This window comes from Rathayibacter sp. VKM Ac-2804, assembly GCF_009866655.1.
In the GTDB taxonomy this organism is placed as follows: Bacteria; Actinomycetota; Actinomycetes; order Actinomycetales; family Microbacteriaceae; genus Rathayibacter.
This window is the reverse complement of sequence record NZ_CP047420.1, coordinates 3,032,703-3,046,619: the sequence shown is the minus strand read 5'-3', so window position 1 is coordinate 3,046,619 and position 13,917 is coordinate 3,032,703. Positions and strand designations below refer to the sequence as shown.

The following is a 13,917-nucleotide window of genomic DNA, read 5'->3' as shown; positions in this document are numbered from 1 at the left end:
GACGCGTGCGGGACTGCTCACGGCGGAAGACTCCCCTCGCACGGCTCGGTTCGAGCCGGACGAGTCGCGAGCCTCAGACGAAGAGGTTCGCCCGCTCGAGATCCTCGGCGAAGTCCACCTCGACGGCGTAGAGGTCGGAGATGTCCATCGGCTCGACGAGCAGTCTGTCCTGCTCGATCGCCAACTCTATTCCACGCTCGAAGTAGTCCTGGGCGTCGACCCGGGCCAGCTGGCGGATGAGCGCCGGCTTGTCGGCGGCCGAGACGTAGTTGATCCCGACGGCCTCGCCGAGACCGCCCTTCACCGTCTTGGAGAGCTCGTCGATGTAGCCCTCGGCGCTGGTCGTGTACTTGACCTCCTCGTCGGACACCTTCGCGGTGTTGACGGTGACGAAGGAGACGTCCTTCGCGATGAGGTCCGCGGTGCGGTCGAGGATGCGCGGGTCGAAGACCACGTCGCCGTTCATCCAGAGCACGCCGCCCTGGCCGGAGGCCTGCAGGGCGCGGAGGAGGCTCTTGGAGGTGTTGGTCTGGTCGTACTGCTCGTTGTAGACGAACGTCGCCGACGGGAACGCCTCGATGATGTGCTCGAGCTTGTAGCCGACCACGATGCTCACCGGGACCTTCGTGCCGAAGGCGTGGTGGATGTTGTCGAACTGCTGCTGCATGATCGTGCGGCCGTCGTTCAGTGGCGTCAGCGGCTTCGGCAGGGAGCGGCCGAGCCGGCTCCCCATGCCCGCGGCGAGGATGACCACGGAGGCGGGCGTGCCGGTGGAACCGCCGGTGGGGGCGGCCTGGAAGGGCTTGCTCGTCATGTGTTCTCCTCGAGTCGAGTCGCCGCGGAGCGAGGTGTTCACCGCCGCGTAGCGATCCTTCACCGGCGTGCAGCGACCTGATCGCTTCCTGGGTCGCCACTTAGTGTACTGTGCACGCCTTCGAAGGCCAGGGGTTGCCAGGAGCCGTGTCGGCGGGGCGGATCTCGCGCGCCGCCCCGAGGGGCCCGGCGCGCCCCGTCGCCGTCCGGGGCGACTTGGTACCGTAGCGGGATGACGTCCGCGACGAACGCCGAGGAATCCGAGCGCGACGACGCTCCGGCCGCCGAGTCGCAGACTCCCGTCGAGTCCGCCTCCGCGGTGCCGCCGGCTCCCGCCGCGGAGCCCGTGCAGCCCGCCGCCGATCCCGTGCAGCCCGCCGCCGATCCCGAGCACCCCGTCGTCTTCGAGCTGCACGCCCTCACCCGCACCTTCGGCCGCACGGTGGCGGTCGACCGCATCGACCTCGCCGTCCGCGCCGGCACCTTCTACGGGATCATCGGCCCCAACGGAGCGGGGAAGACCACGACGCTCTCGATGATGACGGGGCTCCTCCGCCCGGATTCCGGCCGCGTGCTGGTGCACGGCGTGGACGTCTGGAAGGACCCGCGCGCCGCGAAGCCGCTGATCGGCGTGCTGCCCGACCGCCTGCGCCTGTTCGACCGGCTCACCGGTGCGCAGTTCCTCTACTACTCCGCGGCCCTGCGGGGGATCGACCGGAGGACCGCCAATCAGCGCACGGTCGAGCTGGCCGAGGCGCTCGGCCTGACCGACGCTCTCGAGCGCCTGATCTCCGACTACTCCGCGGGCATGGCCAAGAAGGTCGCGCTCGCCGGCGCCATGATCCACGCCCCCCGCGTCCTCGTCCTCGACGAGCCGTTCGAATCGGTCGACCCGGTCTCCTCCGCGGCCGTGATCACCGTCCTGCGCCGCTTCGTCGCGGGCGGCGGCACCGTCGTCCTCTCCAGCCACGGACTCGACTTCATCGAGCGCGTCTGCGACGACGTCGCCGTGATCGTGGGCGGGAAGGTCCTCGCCTCGGGCTCCGTCGAGGAGGTCGCCGGCACCGCGACGCTCGAGGAGCGCTTCCTCGAGCTCGCGGGCGGCAAGCAGATCGCCGAGGGGCTGCAGTGGCTGCACGACTTCTCCGGCTGAGGCTCGACGTCCTGCTCGGCGCCTTCCGCTCGGGCGCGCGGCGGACGGGCGGCGCCCTGCTCGGCCTCCTCGTCGTCGTGCTGTCCACGGCGGCGCTCCTCGCCGGCCTCGGCACGATCGAGCCGGGCTCCTGGCTCGCCCGCGACGCCGTCGTCGCCGGGGGAGCGGTGCTGACTCTCGGCTTCCTGGTGCTCCCGTTCCTGCTCGGGCCGAAGGACCCGATGGACCCGCGCGCGTTCCGGCTGTTCGGAATCCCGAGCGGCCGGCTCGCGGCCGCCCTCGCGCTGGCAGGGCTCGTCTCGGTGCCGGTGCTCGGCCTCGTCGTCGTGGCAGCGGCGACGATCCGGCTGTTCCCCGACGCCGGGGTCCTGGCCGTGGCCGGCCCGCTGCTCGGCGTCCTCACGGCCGCGCTGCTCACCCGCATCGGGCTCGCCGCCTCGTCGGCGCTGGTCCCCTCGCGCACCGCGCGCGAGCTGCTCGCGGTGCTCGGCCTCGTCCTCCTGCTCACTGTGCCGGTCGCCCTCGTGCTCGCCGCCGGGCTGGACTGGGGCGGCCAGGGCTCGGGGGCGCTGGAGCGCCTCGCCGAGGTCCTGGCCCCGACGCCCTTCGGCGCCGCATGGGCGATCGCGCCGAGCGCCGCGTCCGGGGCGGCGGCCGGCCCGCTGCTGACCGCGCTGCTCACCCTCGCCGCCGCCGCGGCGCTCTGGTGGCTGGTGGTCCGCGCGCTGACCGGGCGACCGGAGCGCACCTCCCGTCCGCCGCGCGGCCTCCGCCTCGGCTGGTTCGACGTCCTCGGCGGCACCCGCACCGGGGCGATCGCGGCGCGGAGCACGACCTACTGGGTCCGCGACCCCCGCTACCAGGCCTCGCTCGTCGCCGTGCCGCTGCTCCCGGTCCTCGCCGTGCTGCTCCTCGCCGTGGTGGGGGTGCCGTTCCCGCTGCTCTCGCTGCTGCCCGTGCCGCTCGTCGCGCTCTTCCTCGGCTGGTTCCTGCACAACGACGTGGCCTACGACGGCTCGGCCTTCTGGCTGCACGCCGCCGCGGGGGTGCGCGGCTGGTCGGACCGGCTGGGTCGCGCCTTCCCGACGCTGCTGCTCGGGCTCCCGATCGTCGTGCTCGGCTCGCTGGTCAGCAGCGCCACCTCCGGACTCGAGGACGCGCTGCCGATTCTGCTCGCGGTCAACGCCGCGCTCCTGCTGGTGCCCGCGGGGGTCGCGAGCGCCCTCTCGGCGCGGCTCGCCTATCCGGCGCCGCGGCCGGGCGACAGCGCCTTCGTGCAGCCGCAGGCGCCCGGAGCGGGCGGTGCCGGCGCGCAGGCGCTCGCCTTCGGGCTCGGGCTGCTGCTCGCGGCGCCGGCCGTCGTGCTCGCGGTGCAGGCGCTGTTCTTCGAGGGCGACCGGGACCAGGCGATCCTCGCCGGTCTCGCCAGTGCGGTCGGCGTCTTCGCCCTCGGCGTGCTGCTCGGCGGCTTCCTCTTCGACCGCCGCGCGGCCGAGCTGGTCTCGTTCACCAGCCGCTACTGAGCCTCGCCGAGCCCCGCCCGCTCCCGCGCTCCAAGCGTAGGATCGGAGCCATGACGTCCCGATTCGAGAACAGCAGCACCGACCCCCTCGAGGGAGGCGGAGGAACCGCCACCCTCGACCGCGAACTCGAGGAGCTCCTCAACCAGGAGACGATCGAGCCGGGCGACCACGAGCGCTTCTCCCACTACGTCCCGAAGGACAAGATCCTCGAGAGCGCGATGACCGGCAAGCCCGTCCGCGCCCTCTGCGGCAAGAAGTGGCTGCCGGGCCGCGACCCGGAGAAGTTCCCGGTCTGCCCCTCCTGCAAGGAGATCTACGCCCGGATGAAGTAGGGCGCGCGGCCCGGCCCGCATCGGGAGCCGGGCCCGCCCCTTCGCGGGCCCGCCCCGGTTCGGGGTGCTGTGCTCAGGCGTAGCGGGTCGGGATCACCGGGTCGCCGCGGCCGAGGCGCAGTGCGTCCAGCGGCAGCTCGAGCACGGCGTTCGCCCGGTGCTCGCGGGCGGCGGCGACGCCCTCGATGCCGAGGTGCTCGTCGCGGATCCGGCCGTCCTCGATGAGCGGCACCAGCAGGGCGCGCTCGTCCTCGCCGACGGCCCCCTCCGGGCCCGCCCCGACGTGCACGACCTCCTCGACGGCGACGCCGTCCTCGGTCAGGCGCCGGCCCGCCGACTTGCGCCCGCCGATGGAGGCCTTGGCCGCCGACTTCTTCGCGACCGAGACCCATTCGCCCGCGTCGTCCTCGTGCGCGACGAGCTTGTAGACCATCCCCGCGGTGGGGTGGCCGGAGCCGGTCGCGACCGAGGTGCCGACGCCGTAGGAGTCGACGGGGGAGGCAGCCAGCGCTGCGATGCCGTACTCGTCCAGGTCGTTCGTGACGGTGATCCTCGTGCCGGTCGCGCCGAGGCCGTCCAGCTGCGCGCGGACGGCGGCGACCTGCTGCGGCAGGTCGCCCGAGTCGATCCGCACGGCGCCGAGCGAGGTGCCGGCCACGCGGACCGCGAGGTCGACGGCGGCCGGGACGTCGTAGGTGTCGACGAGGAGGGTCGTGCCGGGCCCGAGCGCGGCGACCTGCGCGCGGAAGGCGTCCTCCTCGGAGTCGTGCAGCAGCGTGAACGCGTGCGCGGACGTGCCCATCGTCGGCACGCCCCAGCTGCGGCCGGCCTCGAGGTTCGAGGTGGCGCCGAAGCCGGCGATGTGGGCGGCGCGCGCGGCGGCGACGGCCGAGCGCTCGCCGGCCCGGCGCGAGCCCATCTCGGCGAGCGGGCGGCCGTCGGCGGCCGAGACCATCCGGGCCGCGGCGCTCGCGACGGCGCTGTCGTGGTTGAGCACGCTCAGCACGAGCGTCTCGAGCAGCACGCCCTCGGCGAAGGGCGCCTCCACGATGAGGACGGGGGAGCCGGGCAGGTAGACCTCGCCCTCGCGGTAGCCCCAGATGTCGCCCTGGAAGCGGTAGTCGGCCAGCCAGTCCAGCGTGCGGGCGTCGACGACGCGGTTCTCCCGCAGCCAGTCGAGCTCGGCGTCGCCGAAGCGGAAGCGGGAGATCAGCTCGAGCAGGCGGCCGGTGCCGGCGAGGATCCCGTAGCGGCGGCCCGGCGGGAGGCTGCGGGCGAAGACCTCGAACATGCAGCGCCGGTCGGCGGTGCCGCTGCCGAGAGCGCCCTCGACCATCGTCAGCTCGTAGCGGTCGGTGAGGAAGGCCGTCGCGTCCATCCGACCAGTGTTCCATGCACCGTTCCCTGCACGGGGCACCCTTCCCGGGCGCGGGTAGGCTCTTCCTCCGTGACGGACGCACCCCTCGGCATCTTCGACTCCGGCGTCGGCGGACTCACCGTCGCCCGCGCCGTGATCGACCAGCTGCAGAACGAGTCGATCGTCTACCTCGGCGACACCGCCCACTCGCCCTACGGGCCCAAGCCCCTCGCCGACGTCCGCGCCTACGCCCTGGACACCCTCGACACCCTGGTCGACCAGGGCGCGAAGCTGCTCGTGATCGCCTGCAACACCGCGTCCGCGGCGATGATGCGGGACGCCCGCGAGCGCTACACGATCGGCCGCGGCATCCCGGTGATCGAGGTCATCCAGCCGGCCGTGCGCAGCGCCGTCCGCGACACCCGCAACCGCAGGGTCGGCGTGATCGGCACCGTCGGCACGATCCGCTCGCGGGCCTACGACGACGCCTTCGTCGCCGCACCGGACCTCGAGCTGGTCACCGCCGCCTGCCCGCGCTTCGTCGAGTTCGTCGAGGCGGGCGTCACCTGGAGCGACGAGCTGCTGGCGCTCGCCGAGGAGTACCTCGCGCCGATGAAGCAGGCCGGCGTCGACACCCTCGTGCTCGGCTGCACGCACTACCCGCTGCTGCGCGGCGCCATCGCCTATGTGATGGGGCCGGACGTGCGACTGGTCTCGAGCGCCGAGGAGACCGCGCTCGACGTCTACCGGACCCTGGTGGCGCACGGACTGCAGCGCACCGCCGCCGCCCCGCCGACATACCGCTGGGAGGAGACCGGGTCGAGCGACTTCGTCCGCCTCGCCCGGCGCTTCCTCGGTCCCGAGGTCTCCAGCGTCGACCTCGTCGAGACCGGCACGATCAACCTGCGCGAGCTCGACCGGGCCGCGCGCCGCACGACTCCAGGGAGACCCGAGTGACCGACAGCACCGCCGCCCAGCCCGCCACCGCCCAGCCGACCGCGAAGCGCAAGGACGGCCGCGCGCCCGACGAGCTGCGCGCGATCACCATCGAGCGCGGCTGGAGCACCCAGGCCGAGGGCTCCGCGCTGATCTCCTACGGGAACACCAAGGTGCTCTGCACCGCGTCCTTCACCAACGGCGTCCCGCGCTGGCTGCAGGGCAAGGGCAAGGGCTGGGTCACCGCGGAGTACGCGATGCTGCCCCGCGCGACCAACTCCCGGATGGACCGCGAGGCCGTCAAGGGGAAGGTCGGCGGACGCACCCACGAGATCTCGCGCCTGATCGGCCGGAGCCTGCGCGCGGTCGTCGACACCAAGGCCCTCGGCGAGAACACGATCGTGATCGACTGCGACGTCCTCCAGGCCGACGGCGGCACCCGCACCGCGGCGATCACCGGCGCGTACGTGGCGATGGTGGACGCGATCGAGTGGGCCCGCGGCAAGAAGTACGTCGGCCAGAAGGCCCAGCCGCTGATCGACAGCCTGTCCGCGGTCTCGGTCGGCATCATCGACGGCGTCCCGATGCTCGACCTGGCCTACGTCGAGGACGTGCGCGCGGAGACCGACATGAACGTCGTCGTCACCGGCCGCGGCCTCTTCGTCGAGGTGCAGGGCACCGCCGAGGGCGCCCCCTTCGACCGCCGCGAGCTGGACGCGCTGCTCGACCTCGCCGTCGGCGGGGCGGCCGACCTGGCGCGGTTCCAGGCCGAGGCCCTGGCCGCAGGGCAGGACGCGTGAGCCTCGACCTCGTCCTCGCCACCCACAACGCGGGCAAGGTCGAGGAGTTCCGGGCGATGCTGGCCGGCGCGCTGCCGGGCGTCGGCGTCCGCGCCTACGACGGGCCGGAGCCGGTCGAGGACGGCGTCTCCTTCACCGAGAACGCGCTGATCAAGGCGCGGGCCGCGGCGGCGCACACCGGCCTGGTCGCCCTCGCGGACGACTCCGGTCTCTGCGTCGACGTGCTCGGCGGCTCGCCGGGCATCTTCTCGGCCCGCTGGTCAGGACACGCGCACGACGCGGTCGCGAACTACGAGCTGCTGCTCGCGCAGCTGGCCGACGTGAAGCCGGAGCACCGCGGCGCGCACTTCGTCTGCACGATCGCGCTGGTCGTCCCCGAGTCCGTCCTGCCCGGCGGCTGCGAGATCGTGGTCGAGGGCCGCTGGGACGGCGCCATCGCCGCCGGTCCGCGCGGCACCAACGGCCACGGCTACGACCCGGTCTTCGTCCCCTCGGGCTCGGCCCTCTCGGCGGCGGAGATCGCCCCCGCCGAGAAGAACGCCCGCAGCCACCGAGCCCGGGCCTTCACCGCCCTCCGAGCCGAGCTGACCGCCCTGGCGACGACCCTGTCCTGATCGGGGCGCAGCCGCTCCCCCGCGAGATGCCACTTGTGCACGCTCGACACGGCGTGTCGCGTGCACAAGTGGCATCTCGCGGGAGGGGGTCAGCGGATCAGTGCTTGCGGCGCTCGTCGTCGACGGCGGTCGGGTCGAGGACGAGCGCGCTCGCCTCGGACGCGTCGGTGTCCTTGTCGGCGGCCAGGCGGGCCTTGCGGCGCTGCTGGAGGAAGTGGAACACCGTCGGGATGATCGCGAGGGCCACGGCGCCGATCAGGATGACGTCGATGTAGTGCGAGACGAAGTCCGCGACGGGCGGGATGAACGCGAGCAGCCAGCCGATCAGCGTGACTCCGCTGCCCCAGATCAGAGCGCCGATCAGGTTGTAGAGGCTGTACTTGCGGTAGTTCATGTGGGCGACGCCGGCCGCGATCGGCGCGAAGGTGCGGACGATCGGCACGAATCGCGCGAGGATCACGGCGAGGCCGCCGAAGCGCTCGAAGAAGGCGTTGGTGCGCTTGACGTTCTCGACGCTGAAGAGGCCGGACTCCTTGCGCTCGAAGATGCGCGGACCCGCCTTGTGCCCGATCAGGTAGCCGACCTCGCCGCCGACGAACGCCGAGAAGCCGACCGCGAGGCAGATCACCCAGATGGGAACGCCGAGCCCGCCGTTGGAGGCGTTCTCGTGCGCGAGCAGGCCCGTGATGATGAGCAGGGTGTCGCCGGGGAAGAGGAAGCCGATCAGCAGGCCGGTCTCGGCGAAGACGATCAGGCAGACGACGAGCACGCCCCACGGACCGAACGAGGTGAGGATCGTCTCCGGGTCCAGCCAGGGGATGAGGGCGGCGTGGTTCAACGGTTCTCCAGTCGATCAGTGCCGTTCGGTCGATCGGTGCCGTCCGGCCGGCCGACGCCGCAGCCGGTCCTCGGTCTGCGGCGGCTCGACCGCGCTCACTGTACCGGCGAAACCGGGAAGACGACCGGGGCGGCCCCCGAAGGTGGCGCGCTGCGGCGCCCCGTGCCGCCCCTCGTGCGGAAGGTGGGACTCGAACCCACATGCCTCTCGGCACAGGAACCTAAATCCTGCGTGTCTGCCATTCCACCACTCCCGCGTGCGGGCTCCAGTGTAGGAGGGGACGTCGAGGAGGGAGCCGCGAGAGGGTCAGCCGCGCGGGCGCCGGTGCGGCAGGTACCGCGGGATCCAGCGCGAGAGCGCGGCGGCGCCCGCCAGCCCGAGCACTCCCATCGCCCCCGCGGCGAACGGCAGCGAGACCGCCGCGGTCAGCGCCGAGACCGCGATCGGCGCGGCGGCGTTGCCCGCGTCGCCGGTGAAGCGGAAGGCGCCGAGGAAGGGCGCCGGATCGTCGGGCGGTGCGAGGTCCGCGCCGATGGTCATCAGGATGCCCGAGCCGATCCCGTTCGCCACCGCCAGGACGCAGGCGACCGCGACGAACCACGGCACCGGGTCCGCGGCGAGGAGCGTCGCCACCAGCAGCAGGTGCCCGACGCCCAGGCCGATCATCGACGGGATCGCGGTGGCGCCGCGGCCGAAGCGGTCCATCACCTGCCCGCCCGCGTAGAAGAGGGCGAAGTCGAGGGCGCCGGCGACGCCGATGATGATCGCGGTGTCGGTCTCGGCAAGGCCGAGGCTGACCGCCCAGAGCGGGAGGATCAGCGTCCGGCTCGCCCGCAGAGCGCCGATCACGGCCGCCCCGGAGCCCATCCGGGCGAGGACCCCGCGGTGCGCGCGCAGGGTGCGGACGAGTCCGGGGGAGGACTCGGGCACGGCTGCGGCCTCGGCGGCGGTGTCGAGCGCGGGGTCGGCGGCGGCCGAGGCGGCCGCCGCGCGGCGCAGCACCGTCGCCGGGTCGGGCACGAGCAGCAGCACGACCACCGCGGCGACGCAGCAGATGATGTGCACCCAGAAGATCGACTCCACCGAGCCGCTGAGGTGCACGACACCGGCCGCGAGGAACGGGCCGATCAGCCAGCCCGCCCGGAACACCCCGGCGAGGGAGGACAGCGCCCGCGCCCGGTGGCTGATCGGCACGAACGAGGTCATGAAGGCGTGCCGCGCGAGCGCGAAGACCGCCGTCGCGAGGCCGATGAGGAAGACGCCGACGGTCAGCGTCACCCACGAGGTCGAGACGAGGCAGATCACCAGCCCGAGGATCGAGGCGCCCGAGGCGCCGAGCATCGCGCCGCGCTCGCCGATCCGCGAGACGATCCAGCCGCTCGGGATGTCGCCCGCGAGCTCGCCGATCATGATCATGCCCGCGACGAGGCCGGCGATCGCCAGCGTCGCCCCGAGGTCGCCGGCGACGGCGGGCAGCAGCGGGATGATCGCGCCCTCGCCGACCGAGAAGAGCAGGGTCGGCAGGAAGGTCGAGAGCAGGAGGGGCCCGACGGGGAACGGGCGCTCGGCGGTGCTGCTCACTGGCCCCATCCTAAGCGCCCCCTGCCGAGCGCCTCCCGGGAGGGTGGCCCGCGGCGACCCGGGGCGGCCCCGGTAGTCTGGGGTCACCATGCTGGACAACGACTTCACCGAGCAGATCACTGCTCTCCGCTCCACCTTCTCCGACATCCTCGCCGTCATCGACGTCGACGAGCTCCGCGCGAAGATCGAGGAGCTGAACGAGCAGGCGGGCGTCCCCGACCTCTGGGACGACACCGAGAACGCGCAGAAGGTGACCAGCGCGCTCAGCCACCGCCAGTCCGAGCTCGCGCGGATCACCGCGATCGAGCGCCGCCTCGACGACCTCGAGGTCCTGGTCGAGATGGCCAACGAGGCGGACGACGCCGAGTCCGAGCAGGAGGCGATCGCCGAGCTCGAGGCCCTGCAGAAGACGATGGGCGAGCTCGAGGTGCAGACCCTCCTCGACGGCGAGTACGACGACCGCCCCGCCGTCATCACCATCCGCGCGGGCGCCGGCGGCGTCGACGCCTCCGACTTCGCCGAGATGCTGATGCGGATGTATCTCCGCTGGGCCGAGAAGCACAAGTACTCCGCGACCGTGATGGACGCGAGCTACGCGGAGGAGGCGGGCATCAAGTCCGCCACCTTCCAGATCGACGCGCCCTACGCCTTCGGCACCCTCTCCGTCGAGGCCGGCACCCACCGCCTCGTGCGGATGAGCCCTTTCGGCGCCGCGGGCAAGCGCCAGACGTCCTTCGCCGCGGTCGAGGTCATCCCGCTGATGGAGGAGGCCGGCGCGATCGAGATCCCGGACAACGACATCCGCGTCGACGTCTTCCGCTCCTCGGGCCCCGGTGGCCAGTCGGTCAACACGACCGACTCCGCGGTGCGCCTGACCCACCTCCCCACCGGCCTCGTCGTCTCGATGCAGAACGAGAAGAGCCAGATCCAGAACCGCGCTGCCGCCATGCGCGTGCTGCAGTCGCGCCTGCTGCTGCTGCAGAAGGAGCAGGAGGCCGCGACCAAGAAGGAGCTGGCCGGCAACATCACTGCCAGCTGGGGCGACCAGATGCGCAGCTACGTGCTCGCGCCGTACCAGATGGTCAAGGACCTCCGCACCGACCACGAGGTCGGCAACCCCTCGCACGTCTTCGACGGCGACCTCGACGGCTTCATCGCCGCCGGCATCCGCTGGCGCAAGTCCGCCTGACCCGCGGCGACCCGCACGGACGATGAGCACGAGCGCCCGCCGCTCCGCCTCCCTCGCGGGGCGCGGCGGCGCGGCTCTCGCGCTCGCGGCGGCCGCGTTCGTCGTCGCGTCCGTCATCGGCAACCGGACAGGTGCGTTCGACGCCGTGCCGGACGAGGAGTGGCGGGCCGGCTTCGCGGTGGCGCTGGCGATTGCCGGCCTGCTGCTGCTGGGCGCCGCCGCTCTCCTCGGGCGCGCGTGGGGTGCCGAGCGAGGGGGGAGCACAGCCCCCGTGATCGCGACGACGGCGGCCGCGGCGGCGGTCTGCCTCCTCGTCTGGCTGTCGCTCGTCAGCGTCGGGACGGAGCCGGCGACGTCGATGCCGGCTCCCGAGGCGCAGAGGGCGTCGTCCGCTCTCGCGATCGCTCTCCTCGCCTGCGCGGCCGTCTCCGCCTGCTCCTTCGTCGTCGCCCTGGTGCGGCGACCGGGGGAGTCGCGGGGCGCCTGACTCCCGGGTCGGGCCCGCCGGAGCGCCGGCCGCTCGGCGCGCCGGGCGGCCGGACGGGTCACTCTCCGGAATCGTCGCTTACCCTCGTACCGACATGATTCGCTTCGACAACGTCTCCAAGCAGTATCGGGGTGGCACGAGACCCGCCCTCAACGCCATCGATCTCGAGATCCTCCGGGGCGAGTTCGTCTTCCTCGTCGGCGCCTCCGGGTCCGGCAAGTCCAGCTGCCTCCGCCTGATCCTCAAGGAGGAGCGGCCCTCCTCCGGCTCGATCCACGTGCTCGGGCAGAACCTGGGCAAGATCTCGAGCCGCAAGGTCCCCTACTTCCGCCGCAACATGGGCGTGGTGTTCCAGGACTTCCGGCTGCTCCCGAACAAGTCCGTCTTCGACAACGTCGCCTTCAGCCTCCAGGTGATCGGCAAGTCGAAGGGCTACATCCAGGAGGCGGTCCCCGACACGCTCAAGATGGTGGGCCTCGCCGGCAAGGCCGCGCGCCTGCCGCACGAGCTCAGTGGTGGCGAGCAGCAGCGCGTGGCCATCGCCCGCGCCGTGGTCAACAAGCCCGCGGTCCTCCTCGCCGACGAGCCGACCGGAAACCTCGACCCGACGACCAGCGCCGGCATCATGGCGCTGCTCGAGCGGATCAACGCCGGCGGCACGACCGTGATCATGGCCACCCACGAGGCCGGCATCGTCGACCAGATGAAGCGCCGCGTCATCGAGCTCTCGGCCGGCAGCATCGTCCGCGACGAGAGCCGCGGCGGCTACGGCCAGACCGAGAGCATCACCGTCGTGCACGACGGCGTCGTGGTCGTCGCGGCCGACGACCACCCGACGACCACCTCCTCGATCGCCGTCCCCGTGATCACCGAGAGCGCCCTCGCGCCCGCCGAGGTCCCCGAGGTCGACCTGCGCCGCGAACCGGCGCCCGCCGCCGCCGCTCCGGAGCTCCCCGAGCACGGCGCCGCGTTCGCGCGCCCGCGCCTGCAGCAGACCGCGCCTCAGCCCCGCGTCCCGGAGGGCCGCCGTTCGGCCGCCGCTCCCGAGACGCACGTCGCTCCGGCCCGCCCCACCACCCGGTCGAACCCGGTCGTGCCGCCGCCCCCCGCTCCGGCCGAGACCCCCGTCTCGCCGCGCGTGGTCGAGCTGCAGAGCCAGACCGGCCCGATCTACCTCCCCGCCGACACCGGGGCCCTCCCCGAGGAGTCGCTCGCGGCCCGCCTGGGGCTGCGCGCCCACGCGGGCGAGGGCGACGAGTCCGGGGACGACCAGCAGGATGTAGGACCCGTCAAGTGAGATACGCACTGATCTGGTCGGAGGTCTCGAGCGGCCTCCGGCGCAACGTCTCCATGGTCGTCTCGGTGATCCTGGTGACCTTCATCTCGCTCACCTTCGTCGGCACCGCGATCCTGCTGCAGATGCAGATCGGCCAGATGAAGAACTTCTGGTACGACAAGGCCCAGGTCGCCGTGTACATGTGCACGGCCACCTCCGGCGGCGCGAACTGCAGCGGGTCCGACGCCACCCAGGAGCAGATCGACACCGTCGAGACGCAGCTCGCCGGCGCGACGCTGGCGCCGTACATCGACCGCTCCTACTTCGAGGACCACGACCAGGCCTACGCGAACTTCCAGGAGCAGTTCGCCGGGAACCCGGTGGCCGAGTACGTCACGCCCGACCTGCTCAACCAGACCTTCTGGATCAACCTGAAGGACCCGACGCAGTCGGACGTGCTCGTGGAGAGCCTGTCCAGCGTCTCGGGGGTCGAGAGCGTCACCGACCAGAAGCAGTACCTCGATCAGATCTTCTCGATCCTCAACGCGGCCAGCTACACGGCCATCGGCATCGCGGTGCTGATGCTCGTGGCGGCGGTGCTGCTGATCGCGACGACGATCCGATTGTCGGCGTTCTCGAGGAGACGGGAGCTGGGCATCATGCGGCTCGTGGGCGCGTCGAACCGGTTCATCCAGACCCCGTTCATCCTCGAGGGCGTGTTCGCGGCGCTGCTCGGCTCGATCCTCGCGGGAGTCGCGGTCGTGGCGATCGTGGTCTTCTTCGTGCAGGGCTTCCTCGCCTACCGGATCCCGCTGACGTCCTTCGTCGGGGTGGACGACGCCCTGATCGTCGTGCCGATCCTCATCGTGGTGGGGATCATCCTGGCGGCGATCTCCGCCAACGTGGCGATCGCGCGGTACCTGCGGGTCTAGACCGCCCGGCGCGATCGGCCGCGTGCGGCCGTATACTGGTGGGCTGCCCCGATCGGGGTGGCCCACCATCGCTCTCGGACCGAAGG

The 13,917-nt window shown here is 72.5% G+C and carries 14 protein-coding genes and 1 tRNA gene; 10 read left to right on the top strand and 5 right to left on the bottom strand.

Annotated elements, in window-relative coordinates; translation table 11 throughout:
- Positions 1-73: 73 nt before the first annotated feature.
- Positions 74-814: a phosphocholine cytidylyltransferase family protein gene (locus GTU73_RS14315; RefSeq protein ID WP_347877741.1), complete on the bottom strand. Its 741-nt coding sequence runs from the start codon at positions 812-814 to the stop codon at positions 74-76.
- Between the two features lie 231 nt (positions 815-1,045).
- Between GTU73_RS14315 and GTU73_RS14310 the strand changes: the two genes are divergently transcribed.
- Genes GTU73_RS14310 through GTU73_RS14300 form a run of 3 tightly spaced genes read left to right on the top strand, consistent with a single transcriptional unit; the run spans position 1,046 to position 3,821 of the window.
- The gene (locus GTU73_RS14310) at positions 1,046-1,966 is read left to right on the top strand and encodes an ABC transporter ATP-binding protein (protein ID WP_160090382.1); all 921 of its coding nucleotides are present in this window, start codon (positions 1,046-1,048) and stop codon (positions 1,964-1,966) included.
- Complete coding sequence (locus GTU73_RS14305) at positions 1,942-3,489, top strand: hypothetical protein (protein WP_160090381.1); 1,548 nt, start codon at positions 1,942-1,944, stop codon at positions 3,487-3,489. Before GTU73_RS14310 ends, GTU73_RS14305 begins: the two co-directional genes overlap by 25 nt.
- A gap of 50 nt (positions 3,490-3,539) precedes the next feature.
- Positions 3,540-3,821, top strand: coding sequence for a DUF3039 domain-containing protein (locus tag GTU73_RS14300; RefSeq protein ID WP_123448008.1), 282 nt, complete (start codon positions 3,540-3,542; stop codon positions 3,819-3,821).
- Positions 3,822-3,894: 73 nt separating this feature from the next.
- Here GTU73_RS14300 and GTU73_RS14295 read toward each other — a convergent pair whose 3' ends face one another.
- Entirely contained in the window at positions 3,895-5,199 is a 1,305-nt protein-coding gene (locus GTU73_RS14295) for a nicotinate phosphoribosyltransferase (protein ID WP_160090380.1), read from the bottom strand.
- A gap of 69 nt (positions 5,200-5,268) precedes the next feature.
- On the opposite strand from GTU73_RS14295, the gene murI reads away from it, so the two are divergent.
- From murI to rdgB, 3 genes are read left to right on the top strand one after another with little or no spacing between them, the layout of a single operon-like run.
- Positions 5,269-6,135, top strand: a complete 867-nt coding sequence (gene murI / locus GTU73_RS14290) for a glutamate racemase (protein WP_123705080.1) — start codon at positions 5,269-5,271, stop codon at positions 6,133-6,135.
- Entirely contained in the window at positions 6,132-6,914 is a 783-nt protein-coding gene (gene rph, locus GTU73_RS14285) for a ribonuclease PH (protein WP_160090379.1), read from the top strand. The genes murI and rph overlap by 4 nt, the downstream gene beginning before the upstream one ends.
- Positions 6,911-7,528, top strand: a complete 618-nt coding sequence (rdgB, locus tag GTU73_RS14280) for an RdgB/HAM1 family non-canonical purine NTP pyrophosphatase (RefSeq protein WP_160090378.1) — start codon at positions 6,911-6,913, stop codon at positions 7,526-7,528. Before rph ends, rdgB begins: the two co-directional genes overlap by 4 nt.
- A 97-nt stretch (positions 7,529-7,625) precedes the next feature.
- Here the strand turns inward: rdgB and GTU73_RS14275 are convergent, their stop codons facing one another.
- From GTU73_RS14275 to GTU73_RS14265, 3 genes are all read right to left on the bottom strand, one after another.
- Complete coding sequence (locus GTU73_RS14275) at positions 7,626-8,366, bottom strand: VTT domain-containing protein (RefSeq protein WP_160090377.1); 741 nt, start codon at positions 8,364-8,366, stop codon at positions 7,626-7,628.
- 175 nt (positions 8,367-8,541) lie between these two features.
- A tRNA-Leu gene (locus GTU73_RS14270) sits at positions 8,542-8,622 on the bottom strand.
- A gap of 50 nt (positions 8,623-8,672) precedes the next feature.
- On the bottom strand, positions 8,673-9,947 hold the full coding sequence (locus GTU73_RS14265) for an MFS transporter (protein ID WP_244231645.1): 1,275 nt from the start codon (positions 9,945-9,947) through the stop codon (positions 8,673-8,675).
- Positions 9,948-10,035: 88 nt separating this feature from the next.
- Here GTU73_RS14265 and prfB point away from each other — a divergent pair, with 88 nt between their 5' ends.
- The 4 genes from prfB (at position 10,036) to ftsX (ending at position 13,831) form a co-directional block, all read left to right on the top strand.
- Positions 10,036-11,136, top strand: coding sequence for a peptide chain release factor 2 (prfB, locus tag GTU73_RS14260; protein WP_160090375.1), 1,101 nt, complete (start codon positions 10,036-10,038; stop codon positions 11,134-11,136).
- Positions 11,137-11,158: 22 nt separating this feature from the next.
- On the top strand, positions 11,159-11,623 hold the full coding sequence (locus GTU73_RS14255; protein WP_160090374.1) for a hypothetical protein: 465 nt from the start codon (positions 11,159-11,161) through the stop codon (positions 11,621-11,623).
- A gap of 94 nt (positions 11,624-11,717) precedes the next feature.
- On the top strand, positions 11,718-12,920 hold the full coding sequence (gene ftsE, locus GTU73_RS14250) for a cell division ATP-binding protein FtsE (protein WP_160090373.1): 1,203 nt from the start codon (positions 11,718-11,720) through the stop codon (positions 12,918-12,920).
- The gene (gene ftsX / locus GTU73_RS14245; RefSeq protein ID WP_160090372.1) at positions 12,917-13,831 is read left to right on the top strand and encodes a permease-like cell division protein FtsX; all 915 of its coding nucleotides are present in this window, start codon (positions 12,917-12,919) and stop codon (positions 13,829-13,831) included. The genes ftsE and ftsX overlap by 4 nt, the downstream gene beginning before the upstream one ends.
- Positions 13,832-13,917: the final 86 nt, after the last annotated feature.